21 protein-coding genes are annotated in these 22716 nt (G+C 57.0%); 10 read left to right on the forward strand and 11 right to left on the reverse strand.

The window, feature by feature from the left end; translation table 11 throughout:
- Window positions 1-8: 8 nt before the first annotated feature.
- Window positions 9-905, reverse strand: coding sequence for a LysR family transcriptional regulator (locus FHW04_RS07980; RefSeq protein WP_089561386.1), 897 nt, complete (start codon window positions 903-905; stop codon window positions 9-11).
- Between the two features lie 102 nt (window positions 906-1007).
- On the opposite strand from FHW04_RS07980, the gene FHW04_RS07985 reads away from it, so the two are divergent.
- From FHW04_RS07985 to yacL, 3 genes are all read left to right on the forward strand, one after another.
- Complete coding sequence (locus FHW04_RS07985) at window positions 1008-1520, forward strand: phenolic acid decarboxylase (RefSeq protein WP_162287698.1); 513 nt, start codon at window positions 1008-1010, stop codon at window positions 1518-1520.
- Window positions 1521-1981: 461 nt separating this feature from the next.
- Window positions 1982-4579, forward strand: coding sequence for a bifunctional aconitate hydratase 2/2-methylisocitrate dehydratase (acnB, locus tag FHW04_RS07990; RefSeq protein ID WP_089561388.1), 2598 nt, complete (start codon window positions 1982-1984; stop codon window positions 4577-4579).
- Between the two features lie 189 nt (window positions 4580-4768).
- Entirely contained in the window at window positions 4769-5152 is a 384-nt protein-coding gene (gene yacL, locus FHW04_RS07995) for a protein YacL (protein ID WP_031376684.1), read from the forward strand.
- Window positions 5153-5165: 13 nt separating this feature from the next.
- On the opposite strand, the gene FHW04_RS08000 is transcribed toward yacL, so the two are convergent.
- From FHW04_RS08000 to FHW04_RS08020, 5 genes are all read right to left on the reverse strand, one after another.
- A complete protein-coding gene (locus FHW04_RS08000; protein ID WP_031376683.1) occupies window positions 5166-5837 on the reverse strand; it encodes an SDR family NAD(P)-dependent oxidoreductase in 672 nt (223 codons plus the stop codon).
- Window positions 5838-5845: 8 nt separating this feature from the next.
- Window positions 5846-7039, reverse strand: coding sequence for a sialidase family protein (locus FHW04_RS08005; protein WP_069728421.1), 1194 nt, complete (start codon window positions 7037-7039; stop codon window positions 5846-5848).
- Window position 7040: 1 nt separating this feature from the next.
- Window positions 7041-8456, reverse strand: coding sequence for a sodium:solute symporter family protein (locus FHW04_RS08010; protein ID WP_031376681.1), 1416 nt, complete (start codon window positions 8454-8456; stop codon window positions 7041-7043).
- Between the two features lie 213 nt (window positions 8457-8669).
- Complete coding sequence (locus FHW04_RS08015) at window positions 8670-9554, reverse strand: dihydrodipicolinate synthase family protein (RefSeq protein WP_031376680.1); 885 nt, start codon at window positions 9552-9554, stop codon at window positions 8670-8672.
- An 8-nt stretch (window positions 9555-9562) separates the two neighbouring features.
- Entirely contained in the window at window positions 9563-10714 is a 1152-nt protein-coding gene (locus tag FHW04_RS08020) for an iron-containing alcohol dehydrogenase (protein ID WP_046289194.1), read from the reverse strand.
- Window positions 10715-10900: 186 nt separating this feature from the next.
- On the opposite strand from FHW04_RS08020, the gene dtnK reads away from it, so the two are divergent.
- From dtnK to FHW04_RS08035, 3 genes are read left to right on the forward strand one after another with little or no spacing between them, the layout of a single operon-like run.
- Window positions 10901-12223 (forward strand): D-threonate kinase, encoded by a 1323-nt coding sequence (gene dtnK / locus FHW04_RS08025; RefSeq protein WP_031376679.1) that lies wholly within the window; start codon window positions 10901-10903, stop codon window positions 12221-12223.
- Window positions 12216-13196 carry a D-threonate 4-phosphate dehydrogenase gene (locus tag FHW04_RS08030; RefSeq protein WP_031376678.1) on the forward strand — a complete coding sequence of 327 codons (981 nt, stop codon included), beginning with the start codon at window positions 12216-12218 and terminating at the stop codon, window positions 13194-13196. Before dtnK ends, FHW04_RS08030 begins: the two co-directional genes overlap by 8 nt.
- Before the next feature lie 6 nt (window positions 13197-13202).
- Window positions 13203-13964, forward strand: coding sequence for a DeoR/GlpR family DNA-binding transcription regulator (locus tag FHW04_RS08035; RefSeq protein WP_089561390.1), 762 nt, complete (start codon window positions 13203-13205; stop codon window positions 13962-13964).
- A gap of 59 nt (window positions 13965-14023) precedes the next feature.
- Here FHW04_RS08035 and speD read toward each other — a convergent pair whose 3' ends face one another.
- The 3 genes from speD to FHW04_RS08050 all read right to left on the reverse strand — a co-directional run bounded on the left by speD (window position 14024) and on the right by FHW04_RS08050 (window position 16180).
- On the reverse strand, window positions 14024-14833 hold the full coding sequence (speD, locus tag FHW04_RS08040) for an adenosylmethionine decarboxylase (RefSeq protein ID WP_046289219.1): 810 nt from the start codon (window positions 14831-14833) through the stop codon (window positions 14024-14026).
- A 28-nt stretch (window positions 14834-14861) separates the two neighbouring features.
- Window positions 14862-15725 (reverse strand): polyamine aminopropyltransferase, encoded by an 864-nt coding sequence (gene speE, locus FHW04_RS08045; RefSeq protein ID WP_046289196.1) that lies wholly within the window; start codon window positions 15723-15725, stop codon window positions 14862-14864.
- A gap of 107 nt (window positions 15726-15832) precedes the next feature.
- A complete protein-coding gene (locus FHW04_RS08050) occupies window positions 15833-16180 on the reverse strand; it encodes a YacC family pilotin-like protein (protein ID WP_009092068.1) in 348 nt (115 codons plus the stop codon).
- Window positions 16181-16360: 180 nt separating this feature from the next.
- Between FHW04_RS08050 and cueO the strand changes: the two genes are divergently transcribed.
- Window positions 16361-17947, forward strand: coding sequence for a multicopper oxidase CueO (gene cueO / locus FHW04_RS08055; RefSeq protein WP_089561391.1), 1587 nt, complete (start codon window positions 16361-16363; stop codon window positions 17945-17947).
- Window position 17948: 1 nt separating this feature from the next.
- Here the strand turns inward: cueO and FHW04_RS08060 are convergent, their stop codons facing one another.
- Window positions 17949-19232 carry a cystathionine gamma-synthase family protein gene (locus tag FHW04_RS08060; RefSeq protein WP_089561392.1) on the reverse strand — a complete coding sequence of 428 codons (1284 nt, stop codon included), beginning with the start codon at window positions 19230-19232 and terminating at the stop codon, window positions 17949-17951.
- A gap of 235 nt (window positions 19233-19467) precedes the next feature.
- On the opposite strand from FHW04_RS08060, the gene hpt reads away from it, so the two are divergent.
- Entirely contained in the window at window positions 19468-20004 is a 537-nt protein-coding gene (gene hpt / locus FHW04_RS08065; RefSeq protein ID WP_046289198.1) for a hypoxanthine phosphoribosyltransferase, read from the forward strand.
- A 73-nt stretch (window positions 20005-20077) separates the two neighbouring features.
- Here the strand turns inward: hpt and can are convergent, their stop codons facing one another.
- A complete protein-coding gene (gene can / locus FHW04_RS08070) occupies window positions 20078-20731 on the reverse strand; it encodes a carbonate dehydratase (RefSeq protein WP_089561410.1) in 654 nt (217 codons plus the stop codon).
- Window positions 20732-20839: 108 nt separating this feature from the next.
- Between can and FHW04_RS08075 the strand changes: the two genes are divergently transcribed.
- Entirely contained in the window at window positions 20840-21766 is a 927-nt protein-coding gene (locus FHW04_RS08075; RefSeq protein WP_031375742.1) for an ABC transporter ATP-binding protein, read from the forward strand.
- Window positions 21763-22533 carry an ABC transporter permease gene (locus FHW04_RS08080; RefSeq protein WP_089561393.1) on the forward strand — a complete coding sequence of 257 codons (771 nt, stop codon included), beginning with the start codon at window positions 21763-21765 and terminating at the stop codon, window positions 22531-22533. The genes FHW04_RS08075 and FHW04_RS08080 overlap by 4 nt, the downstream gene beginning before the upstream one ends.
- Window positions 22534-22716 lie beyond the last annotated feature (183 nt).

Here is a 22716-nt window from a genome sequence, read left to right on the forward strand (position 1 = left end):
ACGTATCATCACACCCGTCGGTCCGCCGCCACCTGGTCGATAAACATCTGCGCCAGTACCGCGATGGCCGCATTGCCCGGTAATCTCTCCTCATTGATGCGCAACATCAGCGAGGTTGAACGTCGACGTCCCTGCAGCAGCGGAAGCGGGCGCAGTTCGCCGCTCTCCAGCAAGGCGGCAATGTTCTTCTCCGGCAACCAGCCATAGCCCAGCTGATGCTGCACCGCCTCAATAGCCGCCGACAGGGTAGTGAATGACCAGTTCTCTGCCTGCTCGCCACTGACTTCTGACTGCTGCTGTTGCTGCCGATCGAGGATGGTAATGCAGGGCCAGCGCGCCAGCGTCGTCGCACTGAGCGGAGCCGGTTCGCTGTGCAGGGGATGATCGCGATGGGCGACGGCAATAAAATCGACGCTCATCAGACTCTCACCTGCCAATGGCTGGTCGTCGCTGTGTGCCACCAGCCAGAGATCGGCCTGCTGTTCAGCCAGCCTGAGCGGCGTTTCGCTGCGGACGATTTCACTGAACCAGACGCGGACGTGCGGATAACGCTGCTGAAACTGGTGTAACACCTTAAACAGCAGCGGTTTAGGTGCGATGGCATCGACCATCAGGTCGACACGGGAAGGCTCGCCGCGCTGTAACGCCGCCGCCTGCGCTTCCAGGCTACTAAAACCGGTCAGCAGCGGCCGCGCCTGCGCCAGTAGCTGCTGGCCCTCCGCCGTCAGAACCGCCCGGCGTCCTGCCTGTTGCAGTAGCGCTACGCCCAGCCGCTGCTGCAGCAAACCAATCTGGTAACTGACTGAAGACTGGCTGCGGTTATTTTTCTCTGCCGCCAGTGCAAAGCTTCCTTCGTTAACTACCGAGTCGAGAAGAAACCACTGTTCGAGCGTCGTTTTATGCATAATAATATATCTAAAATTTGAATGAATAAGTGCTAAAAATAGCGTTATTAATCGGTTTTGTAACGCGCAATAATCTCCTCAAGGCAAATAAATGAGGAAATCATCATGAGCACTTTTGATAAAAACACCCTGTCTGGTCTGGTCGGCAAACATCTGGTTTATACCTATGACAACGGCTGGAACTACGAGCTCTATATAAAAAATGCCAACACCGTTGATTACCGGATTCACAGCGGAATGGTGGGTAACCGTTGGGTGAAAAATCAGCACGCTTATATCGTCCGTCTGGCACAGGATGTCTATAAAGTCTCCTGGACCGAGCCAACCGGCACCGATGTCAGCCTGGCGGTTAACCTGACCGATAAAATTTTCCACGGCACCATCTTCTTCCCTCGCTGGGTGATGAACAATCCGGAAAAAACTGTCTGCTTCCAGAACGAACATCTGGAAGAGATGGCACAATATCGCGAGGCAGGTCCGGCTTATCCGACTGAAGTGATTGATGAGTTCGCTACGCTGACCTTTATCCGCGATGCCGGCGAAAACAATGACAGCGTGATTGATTGCCCGGCCAGTGAACTGCCCGCCGATTTTCCTGCCAATCTGAAAAACTAACCTCGTTCAGAAGAGCCCATGCCGGGCTCTTCTGCTTTTCTTACCCGCCAAAACCATCTGCTGTCTGCTGCGAAACAGTATCTGATTCTGCCAGCAACTCGCCAAAAATTATCTTCAGGCCGGCGTTCTATTCCTCGCCGTTATACATTTCAGATAAATCATTGCTGGTAAAACCCTGACCGGCAGGTCAACGCGTGGTGATGTTTTCCGGCGGCGTAATGGCGTGCTTTACGGGCCGGTTTGCCGTCCGGAAGGGCGATGGCTGGCGGCGTAAAACCGTCGCAATTGGTTATGCATTTAATGTTGTATTTTTGTAAACAGATTAACAAACACCCGAAATCCTGCTATTCTGCCCTCCGCGAAACCGGGCACCTCAACCTGGACATCATAAGGTAAGGTTGTTCTCTATAAGTGAGCAAGGTGGTCGGAAAGCCCTACATAATGAGAGCGAGGATAACGTCGTGCTAGAAGAATACCGTAAGCACGTTGCCGAGCGTGCCGCCGAAGGGATCGTACCTAAGCCTTTAGATGCTTCCCAAATGGCCGCGCTGGTTGAACTGCTAAAAAATCCACCTGCGGGTGAAGAAGAATTTCTGACCGATCTGTTGGTCAACCGTGTTCCACCCGGCGTCGATGAAGCGGCGTACGTTAAAGCGGGTTTCCTGGCCGCTGTCGCCAAAGGCGAAGCCACCTCTCCTCTGATCTCTCCTGAAAAAGCGGTTGAACTGCTCGGCACCATGCAGGGCGGTTACAATATTCATCCGCTGATCGAGGCGCTGGACGACCAAAAACTGGCTCCTATCGCGGTCAAAGCCCTGTCACACACGCTACTGATGTTCGACAGCTTCTACGATGTAGAAGAGAAAGCCAAAGCGGGCAATGACTACGCGAAGCAGGTGATGCAGTCGTGGGCAGATGCGGAATGGTATCTGTCACGACCAGAACTGGCGGAAAAGATTACCGTCACCGTGTTCAAAGTTACCGGCGAAACCAATACCGACGACCTCTCTCCGGCACCGGATGCCTGGTCACGTCCTGACATCCCACTGCACGCGTTAGCGATGCTGAAAAATGCCCGTGAAGGCATTGAGCCGGATGAGCCAGGCAACGTCGGCCCGATCAAACAGATTAAAGCGCTGCAGGAAAAAGGCTTCCCGCTGGCTTACGTCGGTGACGTGGTCGGTACCGGTTCCTCACGTAAATCCGCCACCAACTCGGTGCTGTGGTTTATGGGCGACGACATCCCGAACGTGCCGAATAAAAAAGGCGGCGGCGTGGTGCTGGGCAGCAAAATTGCTCCGATCTTCTTCAATACCATGGAAGATGCCGGTGCACTGCCGATCGAAGTCGACGTGAACAACCTGAACATGGGCGATGTCATCGACATCTATCCATTCAAAGGCGAAGTGCGTAACCACCAGACCAACGAACTGCTGGCCAGCTTCGAACTGAAAACCGAAGTGCTGATTGACGAAGTGCGCGCCGGTGGCCGTATTCCGCTGATCATCGGTCGTGGCCTGACCACCAAAGCGCGTGAGTCGCTGGGTCTGCCGCACAGCACCGTATTCCGTCAGGCGAAAGATGTCGCGGAGAGCACCCGCGGTTTCTCGCTGGCACAGAAAATGGTCGGTCGCGCCTGTGGCGTCGACGGTGTCCGTCCGGGCGCCTATTGCGAACCGAAAATGACCTCGGTGGGATCGCAGGATACTACCGGTCCGATGACCCGTGATGAACTGAAAGATCTGGCCTGCCTCGGCTTCTCAACCGATCTGGTGATGCAGTCATTCTGTCACACCGCGGCTTATCCTAAGCCGGTAGATGTGAATACACACCATACGCTGCCTGACTTCATCATGAACCGTGGCGGTGTGTCGCTGCGTCCGGGTGACGGCATTATCCACAGCTGGCTGAACCGTATGCTGCTGCCGGATACCGTCGGCACCGGCGGCGATTCACATACCCGTTTCCCGATCGGCATCTCCTTCCCGGCGGGTTCTGGCCTGGTGGCGTTTGCCGCAGCGACCGGCGTTATGCCGCTCGACATGCCGGAATCCGTGCTGGTTCGCTTCAAAGGTAAAATGGAGCCGGGCATTACGCTGCGCGATCTGGTTCATGCCATTCCGCTGTATGCCATCAAACAGGGTCTGCTGACCGTTGAGAAGAAGGGTAAGAAAAACATCTTCTCTGGCCGCATCCTTGAGATTGAAGGGCTGCCGGATCTGAAAGTCGAGCAGGCGTTTGAGCTGTCAGATGCGTCAGCTGAACGTTCAGCGGCCGGCTGTACCATCAAGCTGGATAAAGACCCAATCATTGAATACCTCAACTCCAACATCGTTCTGCTGAAGTGGATGATTGCTGAAGGCTATGGCGATCGCCGTACCCTGGAGCGTCGTGTTGAAGGCATGGAGAAATGGCTGGCGGATCCACAGCTGCTGGAAGCGGATGCGGATGCGGAATATGCCGCAGTGATTGAGATCGATCTGGCTGATATTAAAGAGCCGATCCTCTGCGCACCAAACGATCCAGACGATGCCCGTCTGCTGTCTGACGTGCAGGGCGAGAAGATCGATGAAGTCTTTATCGGATCGTGCATGACCAACATCGGTCACTTCCGTGCAGCCGGTAAGCTGCTGGATAGCCATAAAGGCCAGTTACCGACCCGTCTGTGGGTGGCTCCGCCAACCAAGATGGATGCGGCGCAGCTGACTGAGGAAGGTTACTACAGCGTATTCGGTAAGAGCGGCGCGCGTATCGAGATCCCAGGCTGTTCACTCTGCATGGGTAACCAGGCGCGTGTGGCGGACGGTGCGACGGTGGTCTCCACCTCAACCCGTAACTTCCCGAACCGTCTGGGTACCGGCGCTAACGTCTACCTGGCGTCAGCCGAGCTGGCGGCGGTGGCTTCACTGTTAGGTCGTCTGCCAACGCCGGATGAGTATCAGCAATTTATGGCGCAGGTGGATAAAACTGCCAGCGACACTTATCGCTATCTCAACTTCGACCAGCTGACCCAGTACACCGATAAAGCTGACGGCGTGATTTTCCAGACTGCGGTCTGATTCACTGACCAGCAGCAGTAAAAAGGGGCGATGATTCGCCCCTTTTTTTCGTCTGTGCAACGGCAACCGGTGCGATGAAAAGCTGGATTTCGCCGGACAGCCTGCAATAATGCGCCACTTGTCACACTTTGCCGTTGGGGCAGCGCTGACACTGATAACGTGACGCGATGATGTTGAGAGGAACGGGCGATGGAATATGAATTTTTACGCGATGTGACCGGCCAGATTAAGGTGCGCATGTCGATGGATCACGAAGCGGTCGGCCACTGGTTCAATGAAGAAGTCAGGGACGATCCCGGCCTGCTGGATGAAGTCGAAGCGGCGATTGAAGATGTGAAAGGCAGCGTGCGACAATGGCAGCGCGTCGGCAGCGAATACACTATCCTGCTGGACGAGGAAGAGGTGATGATCCGTGCCAATCTGCTGGCGCTGGAAGATGACGGCATGGAGGAGGGGATGAACTACTACGACGAAGAGAGCCTCTCATTCTGCGGCATTGAAGATTTTCTGCTGGTGATCGCTGCTTATCGCCAGTTTGTGAATCAGTACGGTAATAAAAGCCGGGCGACCTGAGCCGCCCGGCCGGTTAACTGAGAGACGCCCCGCCACACAGCACCAGCTGCTGTCCGGTCATCGCCGCTGCGGCAGGCGTGAGCAGAAAATGCACCAGCCCGGCCACTTCCTCCGGCTGAATAAAGCGGCCAATTGGCGGCAGCCTCGGCGGTGAGCTGCCCCGACCCGGCTGTTGCAGCATCGGCGTGTCGGTTGCGCCAGGCGCCACAATATTGGCGGTAATGCCGCGCGGTGCCAGTTCTGCCGCCCAGCTGCGCACCATCCCGATCATTGCGGATTTGGTCGCCACATACTGACTGCGTCCTGCCGCTCCGCCTGAGGTGCGGCTGCCCAGCAGCACAATCCTGCCGCCACTGGTCATCCGTGGCGCGCAGTGATTAGCCAGTTGCTCCGCCGCTGCCACATGCAACTGCCATAAGCGCGCGCTGGCGTGGAGATCGAGTTCACCCAGCGGCGCAGCCTGCATCATGCCTGCCGCGTGTACCAGCGCCTGGGGCACCGGCAGTCGGGCTAACACCTTCTGTAAGGCGGCGGCATCACTGACATCCACCTGATAACTCTGCAGGGCCGGATGCTGCCGCGTCAGCGCCGAGCGACTCAGGCCGATCACCTGCCAGCCCTCCACCAGCAAGCGGTCAACAATCGCCTGGCCGATGCCTGAACTGGCACCAGTGACCAGCGCCATTTGGTCAATCACGCGCGACCTCCCGCCACCCACGACTCTTCAACGCGAACATACTTGATTGCCTGACGATAAAAGGTGTAGGCGATATGCAGTTCACCGCCGGCTCCCTGTTTGATGCTTGGATAAGAGAATTCACGGTTCAGCTTCTGCTGTGAATTATTGGTCATGCAGTAGCCATCGCCTTCATCCAGATTACGCTGCAGCGGCCAGCTTTTGCCGCCGTCATGCGAAATCGCCAGCGTCATGGGCGCGCGCGGTGCACCCCAGAAGGCCGTTCGCGCGCCGTGTGCCACTGGCTGGGCGGCGACAGCTACCTCATCATCATCCTCATCTTCAATTTCGTCATACAGCGACAGCCGCCGCTCACTCGCGCCTTGCGCGCTCATCGCATTGAACACCAGCGCCAGATGACCATTGCGCAGCGTGGTGACCTGAATCGATGAGTTATTGTTAGGCAGCGACAACGGCTGTGGGGCACTCCAGCTTTCGCCCTGATCGACGGAGCGGCTCTGGTAAATATGATCGGCCCAGCGGCTGCGATAGAGTGCCAGCAGCGTGCCGTCATCCAGCAGCGTGACGTTCATGTGGACGCAGCCAGTGCTGTCCGGGACCTCAACATCACGCCAGCTCTGCCCCTTGTCCTCAGAGATTTTTACCGCGCTGATATCATAACTGCCGACCCACTTTTCACCTGGCCGGGTCAGGCAGTAAAACACCGGCAGCAGCCAGTTACCGTTGGGCAGCACCACCACCGGCTGGCGGATAAAGGTGCCCGGCTTATCCAGCAGTGTGGCGATGGCACCCCAGCTGCGGCCCAGATCGTGCGACTGACGATAGCGTACAATCGCGGTGTCCTGATTCCCCGATTTTTGCGCGGTCCACAGCAGCCACAGCACCTGATCCGGGTCGAGGAACAGCACCGGATTTTGTTCCGAACGGCTCGGATCGTCCGACAGTTGCTGCGCCTCGCTCCAGCGAGAGCTGCCTTCTGCCAGCCGCGAACACCAGATCGAAATATCGGCGATGCCTTCCTGGGTACCGCCAAACCAGACGCAGAGCAGATCGCCATTGGGCAGCGGCAGCAGATTGGCGGCATGGTTTTGCGGGCAGGACGATGGCAGCATCGCCACCTGTTGCGCGCTATCCTGCGGGTGCGGCGCCAGCTGGCCGGTGCGTTCGACGGTGACGGTTTCCTGAGTCATATTAGGCTCCACTGTTTTGTGCATTGCGTTGCGTATTGGGCTGAGACTGGCGTGACGGGATGCAGCGGTCAATCACCATGATGATCGCCGGCGTCGCCAGCGCCACGTACATATTATCGATGCCGAATGGGTTACCGAGGATGAACCACACCGACGTCGCCAGACAGGCGCCGATCAAACCAGCATTGGCACCGCGGGTGCTTTTAAACCACGGCAGGTAGAACGCCATGATCGCCACCACGGTAATCGACAGACGAATGGCGCGGGTAAAGAATGACAGCTTCAGCACTTCCGGGAAGAACAGCACGAACAGCAGCGGGAAGAAGCCGATAGCGATTGAGATCCAGCGCGTCATTTTAAATTCACGCTCCGGGGTCGGATTGCGGTAGGGCACGTAAAAGTCCTTCACCACCAGCGAGGCGATCGCCAGCGCCACGGTACCGACGCTGACGAAGATCGACGCTACCAGCGAGGTGGTGACAATGCCCGCCAGCCACGGTGACATATCCTGCAGAAACACCGGCAGCGCATACAGGCTTTTGATATCAGGATGGGCAAATTTCGCCGCCACGCCAATCAGTGCCATCGCCAGACCAATCGGCAGGCAGAAAAAGAAGGCGACCCAGGTGGCACGCTTCGCGGACTTCACATCTTTGGTCGATGAGATCGCCTGGATCACAAACTGGGTACAGAAGATCGATCCGACCGTCCCGATCAACCACGCCACAATGGTACTGGCCCCGACGTGACCATCCCACGTCCAGTAGAACGCCGGCATTTTTTCGATCATTGGTGCTACGCCGCCGGTCATCTTCAGCGCCACGAAGAGGATTATCAGGATCCCGGCATATTTGAGCGCGCTGTGCAGCAGCGTGACCCACGCGACCCCTTTCATCCCGCCGAAGGCAAAATAGAAGGTGCTGACCACTGCTGTGATAAAGGCCGCCTGCGTCAGGTCGATTTTCAACACGGTTGAAATGGCCGCTGCGCCGCTGATGTAGTTGCCGACGTTCACCAGCAGCAGCGCATAAATCATGATGAGAGAGATGATATTTTTGGTTGAGGTGCCATATTTCTCGGCAATCGCGCCCGAAATAGTGATTTTGCCAGTGTTATAGATGCGTTTCACCAGGATCAGACCAAACAGCGGGAAGCCGATCGCCGCACCAATCACCGACCACGAGGCGGCAAAGCCATCTTCAAAAGCCGCCTGGGCGGTGCCAATGGTCGACTTGGCGCCGATATATTCTGACATCAGCATCACGCCGACGATAAATGCCGGCATCGCGCGTGAGCCTTCCATAAAGTCACCGCTGCTTTTGCTGCGCAGCCGCCAGGTCAGCCAGGTGGTAAACAGGATATAGGCGACCACCATGCCAACGATCAGCAGGGTGCTCTCAGTAGAAAATGCTTTCATCATGACCTCGATTGTTCTGGCAGATGGCGACCATCAGGTTCGTTCTCATCTGACCGGTAGGATACAAAGATGATGGTCGTTCCCCGGCAGGGCAGGCTGACGACACGCCAAAAGGTGATGAGTCATTGGTGCCAGCCGCGAGCGGTTCGCGGTGTCGTTTCAGGACCTCACCCCGGTCCTGCCGAAGACGCAGGGCATCCGCCCTGCTGGCGATTACTGCAGGTACTGATTGACGATCTGGCGGATCTGCTGCTGCTGATCGGCGCTGAACTGCACCGCATAGCGGCTGTCACCTACGTCAAAGCCCAGCAGGCTGACCGCCTTTTTCACCGCAGCAGGAGAGAAGCCGATGTTATAGAGATCGGTGCGTAAACCGGTGACGCGCTCCTGTGCCTGATGCGAACCGGCAATATCGCCGGCGTTAAACTGCGCCCAGATGGCGTTGATCGCCTCGGGCGCCACGTTTGCCAGCCCGGAAATGCAGGCGGAGCAGCCATCGACGAACCCCTGATGAATCAGCGAGTCGGGGCCGTTCAGCACATCGAAGTGATCGATGCCGTCGGCAGCCTGCAGGAAGCCACTCAGACTCTGGTAGCTGCCGGCTGAATCTTTGATACCGATGATGTTCGGATGTGCCGCCAGCGTCCTGACGGTGTCAGGCTGCAGAGTATTGCCGGTACGCGCCGGGATGTTGTAAAGGAACAGCGGCACCTCAAGCGCGTCTGCAACGGCGTGGTAATGCGCGATCAGCTCCTGCTGCTTTAACGGCACGAACCATGGCGTAATCACCGAGACGGCATCAACGCCCAGCCTGGCGATCTGCTTACCGAGGCGGATGGTTTCACGGGTTGATATCTCACCGATGTGCGCCACCACCGGCGCACGGCCGTTGACTTCATCGACGCAGGTTTCGGTGACCGCGATCTTCTCCTGCTGATTCAGCACAAAGAATTCTCCGTTGGTGCCGCCGCAGAAAATACCGTTACCGGCATCGAGCTGGCGTCGCACCTGCTCACGCTGGGCAGCCGGATTAAACTCACCGTCGCGATCAAAAGTGGTAACGATGGCGGTCAGTACCCCGGTTATTTTTTTGTTCATGGCAATCCTCATTGCGCCGGGTGAGAAGGAAACAGCGTCAGGTAGACTGCGCGCACATCGTCCGCCGTCACGGCCAGCGGCACGTTTTTCATCAGGCGCTGCACGTCGAGCGCCGCATCGACTAAATAGGGCAGGTGATCCGGGCTGATGCCCAGCGCTTCCAGGCTGGCCGGCAGCTGCAGGCGCTGAACCAGTGCGCTGAAGTAATCGACCAGCGCATGAGATTTCTGCTCCTCGCTTAAGCCGGTATCAGCCTCGGGCAGCAGATCGTAAGCCTGAGCAAATTTGCTCACCGCCGCGGGCCGGACAAAGCGCATGCAGGGGGCCAGCAGAATGGCATTGGCAACGCCGTGCGGCAGATGATATTTGCCGCCGAGCGGGTAGGACATGGCGTGGACCAGGTGCGTCCCGGCGTGGGCAATCGATGCACCGCCGTAGTATGAGGCCCACAGCATCTCCAGTCGCGCCGCTAAATTGTGTGGTTCACGTAGCGTGGTTTCGAGGCTGGCGAACAGCTTCTTCATGCCGATCAGCGCATAGTTATCGCTCACCGGATTGGCGACCGTGGCGGTGAAGCACTCAATCAGATGGCACAGCGCATCAATCCCGGTGGATGAAGCAATATGCGGCGGCATGCTGGTGGTGAGTTCCGGCACCAGCGCGACCCAGTCGGGCAACATCACCGGTGAAATAATGCCAACCTTGGTCTGTTTCTCCGGAATCGCCAGAATCGCATTCGGCGTGGCCTCCGAGCCGGTCCCGGCGGTGGTCGGAATCAACAGCGAGCGAACGCGGCGCTGCGGTTTCTCGCCTGCCAGCAGCGCATCCAGTGACGGCGCATCCCCGGCGCACAGCACTGACAGCAGCTTAGCGACATCCAGCACGCTGCCGCCGCCGATGCCAATCACCAGTTCAACCTCCTGCGCTGGCAGGGCGCTGACAATCGCCGCCACATCATGCTGGCCTGGCTCTGGCGGAACGCTGTTCACCACACTGAGTCCGGGGATCTGCTGCCGGAGTTGTCCCACCAGTGCCTGCACGGCGGGAATGGCTTCAATGTTGTTATCGGTTACCACTAACGCTGTCGTGATGCCGTCGAGCAGATAGCGCATGTCGTTCAACGTCTGATAGCCGCTGATCACCGTGCTGTTGATATTCATCTCACACCCTTGTTGGTAATTTCTGAAGCAATGATTGATATCGCTCAGAGTAACGCTGACGTAATCCCCTTGCTGTGGCTAATTTTATAGGACATATCGATTTCGATTAATTTGATCTTGCTCACATATAATCAATCATGATTGAATATAATCAATTGCAGCGGCAATAGCCTGACAGGAGAGACGATGAGTTCGTCATGGTGGAAAACCCCGGTAGTGGTCATCGCCGATGACTTTACCGGAGCCAATGATGCAGGCAGTGGGCTGGCACAGGCCGGTGCCCGGGTTCAGGTGCTGTTCAGCCCAACGACGCCTGCAGATAGCGAGGCAGCGGATGTCTGGGTAATCAGCACCGACAGTCGGGCAGTCACGCCCGTGGTGGCGGCAGAGCGGATCACTGAGGCGGTGGGCCACTACGCTCCGCAGATTGCGCAGGGCTGGCTGTTTAAAAAGATCGACTCCACGCTGCGGGGCAATGTCGCTGCTGAACTGCGGGCGGCGCTGGCAGCCAGCGGTAAACGTCTGGCGCTGGTAGCACCGGCCGTGCCGTACCTCGGCCGCACTACGCGTGCCGGTCAGGTCTGGCTTGGCGATCGTTTGCTGACGGATACCGAATTTGCCAGCGATCCCAAAACCCCCATCGTCAGCGCCAGCGTGCTTCAGCAACTGCACATCGACGGGGATCAGATCGATCTCGCCACCCTGCGCAGCGATCGGCTTGAGCAGCGCTTAACGGACGCCCGCGGCGTGCTGGTGGTCGATGCTGAAAACGACACTGACCTGGCTCGCCTGATGGCAGCCGCGGCACGGCTGAGTGAAAAACCGCTGCTGGTGGGTGCGGCAGGCTTAAGCGAGGCACTGGGCCGCCATCTCGCCGCCCGGCCTGCGCCGTCGTCATCGGCGGAAAGGAGAGTTAGCGGTACGGCGGTTGACGCAGGTGTCCACGCAGCACGACCGGTACTGGCGGTTATCGGCTCGATGAGCAGCCGCGCACAGCAGCAGATCGCCACGCTGGCGACCCAGCGGCAGGTGACGGTGGTGGATGTTGATATCCGTCAGCTGTTCCGCCAGCCCGCCTGGCCCGATGCAGCGGACTGGCTGGGACAAGCCACAGCGGCGCTACGTCAGGGACGACATACGGTGATCCGCACCTGTCAGCATGCTTCACAGCGGCATGAGATTGAAATGCTCTGCCAGCAGTTTCAGCTGACGCGCCAGCAACTGGGCGAAGCGATTTGTCAGTTGCTCGGTGAGATGACCCGCACGTTGTGTGACAGCCAGCTCCCGCATGCGCTCTATCTGTCTGGCGGCGACGTGGCGATTGCCGTCGCTCAGGCTCTGGGTGCCAGCGGATTTCAGATTCAGGGCCTGGTGGCGGGCTGTGTGCCGCACGGGGTTCTGCTTAACAGTGAATTTACCCTGCCGGTGATGACCAAAGCCGGTGGCTTTGGTGATGAAAACACCCTGGTAGCAGCCATTGGTTTTATTGAGGAGAAGTCGAGTGAGTAAAATTATTGCGGTCACCATGGGCGATCCGGCGGGCATCAGCCCGGAAATCATTATCAAATCGCTGTTGGAAGGTGAGTTGAATGGCGTGCCAGCGGTGGTTGTCGGCTGCGCTGCGACGCTGCGGCGGATTATGGCGATGAACATTACGCCACAGGCGGAACTGCGGATTGTGGATCGGGTGGCATCGGCCCACTTTGCGCCCGGCATCATTAACGTGATCGATGAACCGTTAGCCGATCCTGAAGCGCTAAAGCCAGGTATGGTGCAGAAGCAGGCGGGCGATCTGGCGTGGCGCTGCGTGAAGCGCGCCACCGAACTGGCGCTGGCGGGCGAGGTACAGGCTATTGCCACCGCGCCACTCAACAAAGAGGCGCTGCACGCGGCGGGTCATCTCTATCCGGGTCACACTGAACTGCTGGCGCACCTGACCGGCACTCAGGATTACGCCATGGTGCTCTATACCGATAAGCTGAAGGTCATTCACGTCACCACCCATATTGCGCTGCGTAAATTCCTCGATACCCTGAGCCGTTCACGCATTGAGACGGTGATCGGCATGGCGGACACCTTCCTGCGTCGGGTCGGCTTTACCCAGCCGCGCATCGCCGTGGCGGGCGTCAATCCGCACGCCGGTGAAAATGGCCTGTTTGGTGATGAGGAAATGACTACGGTCGCCCCGGCGATTGCGGCAATGAAAGCACAGGGCATCGCGGTGTCGGGCCCCTGTCCACCGGATACGGTATTCCTGCAATGTCAGGAAGGGCAGTACGATATGGTGGTGGCAATGTACCACGATCAGGGACACATTCCGCTGAAGCTGCTGGGATTCTACGATGGGGTGAACATCACTGCGGGCCTGCCGTTTATCCGCACCTCGGCGGACCACGGCACGGCGTTTGATATCGCCTGGACAGGTAAAGCGAAGTCTGAGAGCATGGCGATCTCTATCAAACTCGCGATGCAGCTCGCATAGGGAAATATGAAGGGACAGAGCCGTCTTGACCAGATTATGGATTACCTGAAAAGCCATAATCTGGTGACTGTTGAGCAACTGGTCAGTGCGATTTCCGCCTCGCCGGCCACGATTCGACGTGATTTGATTAAGCTGGATAAAGAAGGGGTGATCAGCCGCAGTCATGGCGGCGTCACCCTCAATCGGTTCATACCTACGCAGCCGACCACGCTGGAAAAAATGCAGCGTAATCTGGCGGAAAAGCAGGCGATAGCCGCCTGTGCTGCCAGCTTTGTTCAGGCGGGCGACGTGGTGGTGCTGGATGCCGGTACTACTATGCTGGAACTGGCGCGCCAGCTGACCCATCTGCCGCTGCGGGTGATTACCGCCGATCTGCACATTGCGCTGTTTTTATCGGAATTCAGGCAGATTGAGGTAACGATTATCGGTGGCCGCATCGACGACTCCAGCCAGTCCTGTATTGGCGAACATGGCCGTCGACTGTTGCGCAGCATCAATCCGGATATCGCCTTTGTCAGTTGTAATTCATGGAGCCTTGAGCGCGGCATTACTACTCCAACCGAGGAGAAAGCCGGGCTGAAGCACGATCTGCTGGCCAATGCCGGGCGTCGGGTGTTGCTGGCGGACAGCAGTAAATATGGTTCCTGGTCGCTGTTTTGCGCCGCGCCGCTGGAGAGCCTGACCGATATTGTGACCGATGAGCGGCTGGAAGAGGCTGCCCGGCATGGGCTGCGGGAGCGTGGGATCGGCTTGTTGCTGACGGCATAACCGCCAGCGGCAACAACGGTAAGCGGCGGCTGCCAGACACAGCGCGCCGCCCGCAAGGATTACAGCGTCTTCAGACCCACAGACGGGATATTTCTGCCGTAATAAATTTCACGCATCTCTTTCCACAGCAGGTCGGTAATCCGTTTATGCTCCTGTGGGCTGAGATCTTCAGGTTTGGTATTAAACAGGTAGTGCTTCAGATCGAACTCTTTCAGCAACATCTTGGTATGAAAGATGTTTTCCTGATAAACGTTCACATCCACCATGTCATACATCGCTTTCATATCTTCCGACATGAAGTTCTGGATCGAGTTTATTTCGTGATCGATAAAGTGCTTCATCCCCTTCACATCACGGGTAAACCCGCGCACCCGGTAATCGACCGTGACGATGTCAGATTCCAGCTGGTGAATCAGGTAGTTCAGCGCTTTGAGCGGTGAAATCACGCCGCAGGTAGAGACTTCAATATCGGCGCGGAAGGTACACAGTCCGCCTTCCGGATGACTTTCCGGATAGGTGTGTACGCAGATATGACTCTTATCCAGATGGGCCACCACCGAATTCGGTAACGGGCCAGGGTGTTCCGAGTTATCGATATCTTTCGGATCGATCGGTTCTTCGCTGACCAGAATGGTGACGCTCGCGCCCTGCGGCTCATAATCCTGGCGCGCAATGTTCAGCACGTTGGCACCAATGATCGAGCAGGTCTCGGTCAGAATTTCGGTCAGACGGTTGGCGTTATATTGCTCATCAATATAGGCAATATAACCATCACGTTCAGCTTCAGTATTCGCATAGCAAATATCGTAAATACAAAAACTCAGGCTCTTAGTCAGGTTGTTGAAGCCATGTAGTTTTAGCTTTTGCAATTTCACTCACCCCCTTAGAAATGTGCCATCAGCGCGTGGCGGATAACGCATTCAACAGATATTGCGGCAGGGCAAAACTGCCGGTATGGATTGCCGGTGTGTAGTAACGGCAGGTCAGGCCAGCGGCCTCGAAACGCGCCTGTAACGTCGCGCTATCGAGCTGGCGCAGCGCCGGATTGTCACTGGCCCAGGCAAAGGTCATGATGCCGCCATAATAGGTCGGAATCGCCGCCTGATAGAAGCTGACATCGGCAAAATAGTGACCCAGTTTGCGATGGCTGTTGACCGCTTCGTCCTGCTGCAGGAAGCAGACGCCATTCTGCGCCACAAAGATGCCATTTTCATTAAGGGCCGCTTTGCAGCCGGCATAAAATTCTGAGGTAAACAGACTTTCGCCAGGACCGATCGGATCGGTGCAGTCCGAGATGATGACATCGAATTTTTCGCGGGTCTGGTTAACAAAGTTAACCCCGTCGTCGATCACCAGGGTAAAGCGCGGATCGTCATAGGCACCGGCGCTGTGGTTCGGCAGATACTGACGGCAGAACGTCACCACGCCCGCATCAATCTCCACCATGGTGATCTTTTCGATCTGCGGATGACGTGACACTTCGCGCAGCATTGCGCCATCGCCGCCGCCGATAATCAGCACGCTTTTCGCCGCACCGTGCGCCAGCAGAGGAACGTGGGTCATCATTTCATGATAGATAAATTCGTCGCGCTCGGTGGTCTGTACCACACCGTCCAGCGCCATCACGCGACCCATCGCGGCATTTTCGAAAATGATTAAATCCTGATGCGCAGTTTTCTCACGATAGAGCTGTTTATCAATCGTGAAATACTGGCCAAAACCGGCATGAAGGGTTTCATACCACATTTCATTTTGGGCCATGGTGGGGCTCTCCTCTGATGACATCGCCATGAAAATGGGCGGCACATCATAGCTAACTCTGACCGTGGTTGCACGGTCAAATGTCCAGCAGAAGAGAGGGGAGAGGGTTATCTGACGTAGGCCAGCAGACTCAGCGAATCACGCGCCAGCGACTTGCATTTTTTATCGTTAGTGATGGCGATGCCGCTCAGGTCACGATAGCTCTCTTCACCCAGCGCCTTCATGTTGTAATTGCTGTAGTTGCTTAAATCCCAGCGGTTCTGCTGAGCAAAAAACACCAGCGCTTTACGAATCTGCGCATCCGGCAGATCCTGATAGCCGCAATCATTTTTCAGATAGACGAACACCGCCGTCAGATCGGCCAGATCTTCCGCTTCGGATTCGCTCAGGGCAAAACTGGTGGAGGAGAAGCCAAGGAGTCCCGTCAGCAGCAGGATCTTAATGCTTTGCTTCATAATCGTTCTCTTCAATGGATATTGTTAATGACGTTAGCACAGTTGCTATCAGGTTTTCGATTAATTTGCCGTACCGTGCGGCTCTCCGGCTTTTTTCGGCTCATTCTGGCGGGTAACACTTGACCTTCCCATAAGGTCAGGGTTTAGGCTGTCTGTTCTCATGCCACAAGGATGATCACCATGCAACGTCGCCATTTCCTGAAACTCACCGCCGCCCTGAGTGCCGCCGGGGCGCTGCCGCTCTGGAGCCGCTCGCTGATGGCCGCCAGCCGCCCGCTGCTGCCCGTTCCCTCGCTGCTGACGCCGGATGCTAACGGCCAGTACACGCTGACCGCGATGCAGGGTACCAGTCAGTGGAATGGCAAAGCGGTGCCGACCTGGGGCTATAACGGCAATTTGCTCGGTCCGGCGATCCGGCTGCAAAGCGGCAAGCCCGCCACGGTGAACATTCATAACCGGCTGAACGAAGCGACGACGCTGCACTGGCACGGGCTGGAGATCCCTGGCGCAGTTGACGGCGGGCCGCAGGCCAGCATCGCCGCTGGCGACACCCGGCAGGTCTCTTTCACGCCCGATCAACCGGCAGCAACCTGCTGGTATCATCCGCATCTGCACGGGAAAACCGGTCATCAGGTGGCACAGGGACTGGCGGGGCTGATCCTGCTGGAAGATAACGAGATCGGCAAACTGCGGCTGCCTACTCAGTGGGGCGCTGATGACGTACCGCTGATCTTTCAGGACAAACAGCTGACCCAGGATGGCAGCCGCATCGATTACCAGCTGGACGTGATGCGCGCTGCGGTCGGCTGGTTTGGTGACATGATGCTGACCAATGGCGTGCAATATCCGCAGCAAGCCGTACCGCGCGGCTGGCTGCGGTTGCGCTTACTCAACGGCTGCAATGCCCGTTCGCTGGACATCGCCGCCAGCGATCGGCGTCCACTCTATGTCATCGCCAGTGATGGCGGACTGCTGGCAGAGCCGGTCAGGCTGGAATCACTGCCGATGCTGCCGGGCGAGCGCTTTGAAGTGATGATCGATACCGGGGATGGTAAGGCTTTTGATCTGGTGACTCTGCCGGTCGGGCAGATGGGCATGACGCTGGCACCGTTCGATCAACCGCTGCCGCTGGTGCAGATTTTACCGCTGCGGGTGATGGCCAGCGGCACGCTGCCGGATCGGCTGGCAACGCTGCCGCCGCTGCCGAAAACCGAGGGGCTGACCAGTCGCTGGCTACAACTGATGATGGATCCTCAGCTGGATCAGCAGGGGATGCAGGCGCTGATGCAGCGCTACGGTGACAAGGCGATGGGCAAAGGCGGTCATCCTACGATGCCGATGGCGCACGATAAACCGGCGGCCAGTCACGATCAGCCGATGGATCACAGCATGCACGGCATGGCGCAACCGGCCGGTTACGATTTCCGTAGCGGCAATAAGATCAACGGCCAGGCATTCAATATGACCCAGCCGTCATTCGCGGTAAAACTGGATGAAACGGAAAAATGGACCATTTCCGGCGAGGGTGACGCGATGCTGCATCCGTTCCATATTCACGGTACGCAGTTCCGTATCCTGTCAGAGAACGGCAAACCACCGGCGCCGCATCGTCAGGGCTGGAAAGACATGGTGAATGTCGACGGCTGGCGCAGTGAAGTGCTGGTGCGCTTCAGTTACGTCGCCGCCGCCGAACATGCCTATATGGCCCACTGTCATCTGCTGGAGCATGAAGATACCGGCATGATGCTCGGGTTCACCGTCAGCTAAATCAGGCCTGATCCAGCGCCAGCCTGATATCTTCAATCAGGTCACCCGCGTTCTCAATACCAATCGACAGCCGCACCGTGGCGTCAGTGATGCCGATACGCTGACGCACCGCCTGCGGCACACCGGAGTGCGTGGTGCTGCCGGGATGGCTGGCGAGCGACTCGGTGCCGCCAAGGCTGACCGCCTGCTTGAACAGCGACAGGGCGTTGAGAAAACGGAAGGCTGCCTGCTGGCCGCCAGCAATATCAAACGAGAAGGTCGAACCGGCTCCGCTGCACTGCTCGCGGTAGGTTTTGCCTTCTGCACTCGCTTCATCCAGATAAGGCAGCCAGTGCAGTTTCGCCACTTTAGGATGATCGCGCAGGAAGGCGGCCACCGCTTCGGCGTTGTGAAACGCTTTCTCCATTCGTAGCGACAGCGTTTCCAGCGATCGGCTGATCATCCAGCTGGAGTGCGGATCGAGCTGAGTGCCGATAGCACTGCGCAGCGCCCGGACCTGCCCCATCAGCTTTTTACTGCCCATCGCCGCACCGGCAATCAGGTCGGAATGGCCGCCAACGTATTTGGTCAGCGAGTAGAGCGACAGGTCCGCGCCCAGCGTCAGCGGCTGCTGAAACAGCGGGCCGAGCAGGGTGTTGTCACAGGCGATAATCGGACGTGAACCCTGCTGCTGGTCGATCTCATCGGCGATCCGCGCCATCAGACGGATGTTCACCAGGCTATTGGTCGGGTTTGCCGGCGTCTCGATCAGGATAATCGCTACCCGACCCAGCGCCATCGCCTGCTGCGCCGCCTCCCGCACTTTGGCCTCGTCATTGCCGTCGCTAAAGCCGACCGCCTTAATCTCCAGATTGTGCAGCGTCTTGCTCAGCAGCGTTTCGGTACCGCCATACAGCGGCTGAGAATGCAGAATAACCTCACCCGGCCGGGCAAAGGTCAGCAGGGTAGTGGCGATTGCTGACATACCGGAAGAGAACAGCGAACAGCTCTCCGCCTGCTCATAGACCGCCAGCCGATCTTCAACGATTTCACTGTTGGGATGGTTAAACCGCGAATAGACCAGTCCACCCGATTTGCCTTCTGGCGGTTCACGCCGGCCTGACACATAGTCAAAGAAATCCCGTCCCTCTTCAGCGCTGTCAAACACAAAGGTTGAGGTCAGAAACACCGGCGGCATGACCGCGCCTTCAGAGAGGCGAGGGTCATAGCCGTAATTCAGCATCTGGGTTTCAGGATGCAGCGGGCGATCGCCGATGTGGGTTTTTTTACTTGATGATGAAGTCATTGAGATCTCCGGCCAGCGGCACGAGTGGAGTAACGATATGTTGGATAAAGGCTACCATGCAGCGAATCATGCTGGTAAATGCCAGAAAGTTCTAAGGTAATGCGCATTTGCACCGCCCCTCGCCGGGGCGCAATAATTTTCACCACGGTATCGTTTGCTTTAAGGCTGGCGCAGCCGCCGCGCTACTCTCTATGATAGACTTCGTGGCTTTTCTGACGTAACCGGGCTGAAAGCAATGAAACACACTGTTGAAGTGATGATCCCTGAACAGGCAATCGCCGCGCGCATCGCTGAACTGGGCAAAGAGATTAACGACCATTACCGTGACAGCGGCAGCGATATGGTGCTGGTGGGGCTGCTGCGTGGCTCTTTTATGTTTATGGCCGACCTGTGCCGCGCGATTGATGTCCCGCACGAAGTCGACTTTATGACCGCGTCGAGTTACGGCAGCGGCATGTCCAGCAGCCGCGATGTGAAAATCCTGAAAGATCTGGATGAAGATATCCGTGGCAAAGATGTGCTGATCGTCGAAGATATCATCGACTCCGGCAACACTCTGAGTAAGGTGCGCGAAATCCTGCAGCTGCGTCAGCCAAAATCACTGGCGATCTGTACCCTGCTGGATAAGCCGGAACGCCGTGAAGTAGAGGTCAACGTTGAGTACGTCGGCTTTGCCATCCCGGATGAGTTCGTGGTTGGGTTTGGTATCGACTATGCGCAGCACTATCGCCATCTGCCGTATATCGGCAAAGTGGTGCCGATCGAATCCTGATTACAGCGCACCGCACATTCTTCCAAGGCCAGCACCGCCTGCTTCGTGTAGGCTGTGTCGCGCCTGACTCCGCTTATTTATCGCTATTCAACAGATTAGCGATGCCGTGACGGTAGCGTTGTTCAAGGATTTCGCGGCTGTTTGCCGTAACATCAAGGTTACGCAGGCAGCCGTCCTGAATGCCGTAAACCCAGCCATGCAGTGAGACATTCTGCCCGCGTTTCCAGGCAGATTGCAGCACGGTCGAGTGTCCCAGGTTATAGACTTGTTCAACGACGTTGATTTCGCACAGTTTATCCAGACGTTTATCCGGCGAGAGTTCCCCCAGCAACACGCTATGCTTGTACCAGAGGTCACGGATGTGCAGCAGCCAGTTGTCGATCAACCCCAGTTCCGGGTTATCCATCGCCGCCTGCACGCCGCCGCAGCCATAATGACCACACACAATGACGTGTTCAACCTCCAGCACTTCGATGGCGTATTGCACCACGGAAAGACAGTTGAGATCGGTGTGAATCACCAGATTGGCGACGTTGCGGTGGACAAACAGTTCACCCGGTTCCAGTCCGGTCAGACGTTCGGCGGGGACGCGGCTGTCAGAACAGCCAATCCACAGGAAGCGCGGTTTCTGGGCCTGGGCGAGCCGCTCAAAAAAGCCGGGATCTTCTTCGACCAGTAATTTGGACCATTCGCGGTTATTACTGATCAGGGTATCGATATCTGTCATGGCGTTGAGCGACCGGTTACTGCGCAGAGTGCGTGCGCGTACTATAGGCGAAGGCTTCACAAATTTAAACGGCATTAAATTGCCATCAAAACAGGGTATGGATTCGGAATGACTTATGCACTGGAACTTTCCCGGCTGACCAAGACCTATCCCGGCGGCGTGCAGGCGCTGAAGGGTATCGATCTTAACGTTGAGGCCGGTGATTTTTATGCACTGCTGGGACCGAATGGCGCCGGTAAATCAACCACCATCGGTATTATCAGTTCGCTGGTCAACAAATCTGACGGCAGCGTCCGGGTATTTGGCTACGATCTGGAAAAAGATGTGGTCAACGCCAAACGCCAGCTCGGTCTGGTGCCGCAGGAATTTAACTTCAACCCGTTTGAGACGGTGATGCAAATCGTAGTTAACCAGGCGGGTTACTATGGCGTCGAACGTCGCGAAGCCAATGAGCGGGCGGAAAAGTACCTGAAGCAGCTCGATCTGTGGGGAAAACGTAGCGAACGGGCGCGGATGCTCTCCGGCGGCATGAAGCGCCGTCTGATGATCGCCCGGGCGTTAATGCATGAACCTAAGCTGCTGATCCTCGATGAACCAACCGCCGGGGTTGATATCGAACTGCGACGCTCAATGTGGGTGTTCCTGAAAGATCTCAACGCCAAGGGCACCACCATTATTCTCACCACCCACTATCTGGAAGAGGCAGAAATGCTGTGCCGCAATATCGGCATTATTCAGAGCGGGGAACTGGTCGAGAACACCTCAATGAAAGAACTGCTCTCCAAGCTTAAATCGGAAACCTTCATCCTCGATCTGGCGCCGCGCAGTCCGTTACCGACGCTGGAAGGCTTCCAGTATCGTCTGGTGGATACCTCGACGCTGGAAGTGGAAGTGTTACGGGAGCAGGGTCTGAACAGCGTGTTCAGCCAGCTCAGCGCGCAGGGCGTGCAGGTGCTGAGCATGCGTAACAAAGCCAACCGTCTGGAAGAGTTGTTCGTCGGCCTGACGCAGGGAAAAACAGGAGCAAAAGCATGACACATTTGTACTGGGTGGCGCTGAAGAGCATCTGGGCCAAAGAGATCAACCGTTTTGCCCGCATCTGGATCCAGACGCTGGTGCCACCGGTGATCACCATGACGCTCTACTTCATCATCTTCGGTAACCTGATCGGCTCGCGGATTGGTGAGATGCACGGTTTCAGCTATATGCAGTTCATCGTGCCGGGTCTGATCATGATGGCGGTGATCACCAACGCCTATGCCAACGTGGCCTCGTCGTTCTTCAGCGCCAAGTTCCAGCGCAATATTGAAGAGCTGCTGGTCGCACCGGTGCCGACCCACATTATCATCGCCGGTTACGTGGGCGGCGGGGTAGCGCGTGGCGTCTGCGTCGGCATTCTGGTTACCGCCATTTCGCTGTTCTTTGTGCCGTTCCATGTCCACTCCTGGACCATGGTGGCGGTGACGCTGCTGCTGACTGCGGTGCTGTTTTCGCTGGCCGGCCTGCTGAATGCAGTCTTCGCCCGGACTTTTGATGACATCAGCCTGATCCCGACCTTTGTGCTGACGCCGTTAACCTATCTCGGCGGGGTATTCTATTCCCTGACGCTGCTGCCGCCTTTCTGGCAGGCGGTCTCGAAACTTAATCCGATCGTTTATATGATCAGCGGTTTCCGTTTCGGCTTCCTCGGTATTAACGACGTGCCACTGGTATTTACTCTGTCGGTGCTGATCGCCTTTATCGTGGTGTTCTATGGTCTGGTATATACCCTGATTCAGCGCGGTCGCGGATTACGTACCTGATTGCCGCTCTCAACAAAGCAGCCACGCGGTGAAAACGGCGTGGCTTTTTTTTGACCGTATAAAGACTGGCCGATTTAAGCTGGTGGCCGGTATCTAATTTAACCTTTTAATAACATCTTAATCCCACCCCGGCTGATTATTCTTCCTCTGCTGCTGGCATTAATGCCAGTCTCCGCGGTACTG

It is taken from the genome of Pantoea sp. AN62 (genome assembly GCF_050432985.1).
GTDB lineage: Bacteria > Pseudomonadota > Gammaproteobacteria > Enterobacterales > Enterobacteriaceae > Pantoea > Pantoea brenneri.

Excerpts from the sequence above, each read along its gene's own strand:
- FHW04_RS07980 (WP_089561386.1), bottom strand. The coding sequence starts at position 905 with ATGCATAAAACGACGCTCGAACAGTGGTTTCTTCTCGACTCGGTAGTT.
- yacL (WP_031376684.1), top strand. The coding sequence starts at position 4,769 with ATGGAATATGAATTTTTACGCGATGTGACCGGCCAGATTAAGGTGCGC.
- FHW04_RS08000 (WP_031376683.1), bottom strand. The coding sequence starts at position 5,837 with ATGGCGCTGGTCACTGGTGCCAGTTCAGGCATCGGCCAGGCGATTGTT.
- FHW04_RS08005 (WP_069728421.1), bottom strand. The coding sequence starts at position 7,039 with ATGACTCAGGAAACCGTCACCGTCGAACGCACCGGCCAGCTGGCGCCG.
- FHW04_RS08010 (WP_031376681.1), bottom strand. The coding sequence starts at position 8,456 with ATGAAAGCATTTTCTACTGAGAGCACCCTGCTGATCGTTGGCATGGTG.
- FHW04_RS08015 (WP_031376680.1), bottom strand. The coding sequence starts at position 9,554 with ATGAACAAAAAAATAACCGGGGTACTGACCGCCATCGTTACCACTTTT.
- FHW04_RS08020 (WP_046289194.1), bottom strand. The coding sequence starts at position 10,714 with ATGAATATCAACAGCACGGTGATCAGCGGCTATCAGACGTTGAACGAC.
- dtnK (WP_031376679.1), top strand. The coding sequence starts at position 10,901 with ATGAGTTCGTCATGGTGGAAAACCCCGGTAGTGGTCATCGCCGATGAC.
- FHW04_RS08035 (WP_089561390.1), top strand. The coding sequence starts at position 13,203 with ATGAAGGGACAGAGCCGTCTTGACCAGATTATGGATTACCTGAAAAGC.
- speE (WP_046289196.1), bottom strand. The coding sequence starts at position 15,725 with ATGGCCCAAAATGAAATGTGGTATGAAACCCTTCATGCCGGTTTTGGC.
- FHW04_RS08050 (WP_009092068.1), bottom strand. The coding sequence starts at position 16,180 with ATGAAGCAAAGCATTAAGATCCTGCTGCTGACGGGACTCCTTGGCTTC.
- cueO (WP_089561391.1), top strand. The coding sequence starts at position 16,361 with ATGCAACGTCGCCATTTCCTGAAACTCACCGCCGCCCTGAGTGCCGCC.
- FHW04_RS08060 (WP_089561392.1), bottom strand. The coding sequence starts at position 19,232 with ATGACTTCATCATCAAGTAAAAAAACCCACATCGGCGATCGCCCGCTG.
- hpt (WP_046289198.1), top strand. The coding sequence starts at position 19,468 with ATGAAACACACTGTTGAAGTGATGATCCCTGAACAGGCAATCGCCGCG.
- can (WP_089561410.1), bottom strand. The coding sequence starts at position 20,731 with ATGACAGATATCGATACCCTGATCAGTAATAACCGCGAATGGTCCAAA.
- FHW04_RS08075 (WP_031375742.1), top strand. The coding sequence starts at position 20,840 with ATGACTTATGCACTGGAACTTTCCCGGCTGACCAAGACCTATCCCGGC.
- FHW04_RS08080 (WP_089561393.1), top strand. The coding sequence starts at position 21,763 with ATGACACATTTGTACTGGGTGGCGCTGAAGAGCATCTGGGCCAAAGAG.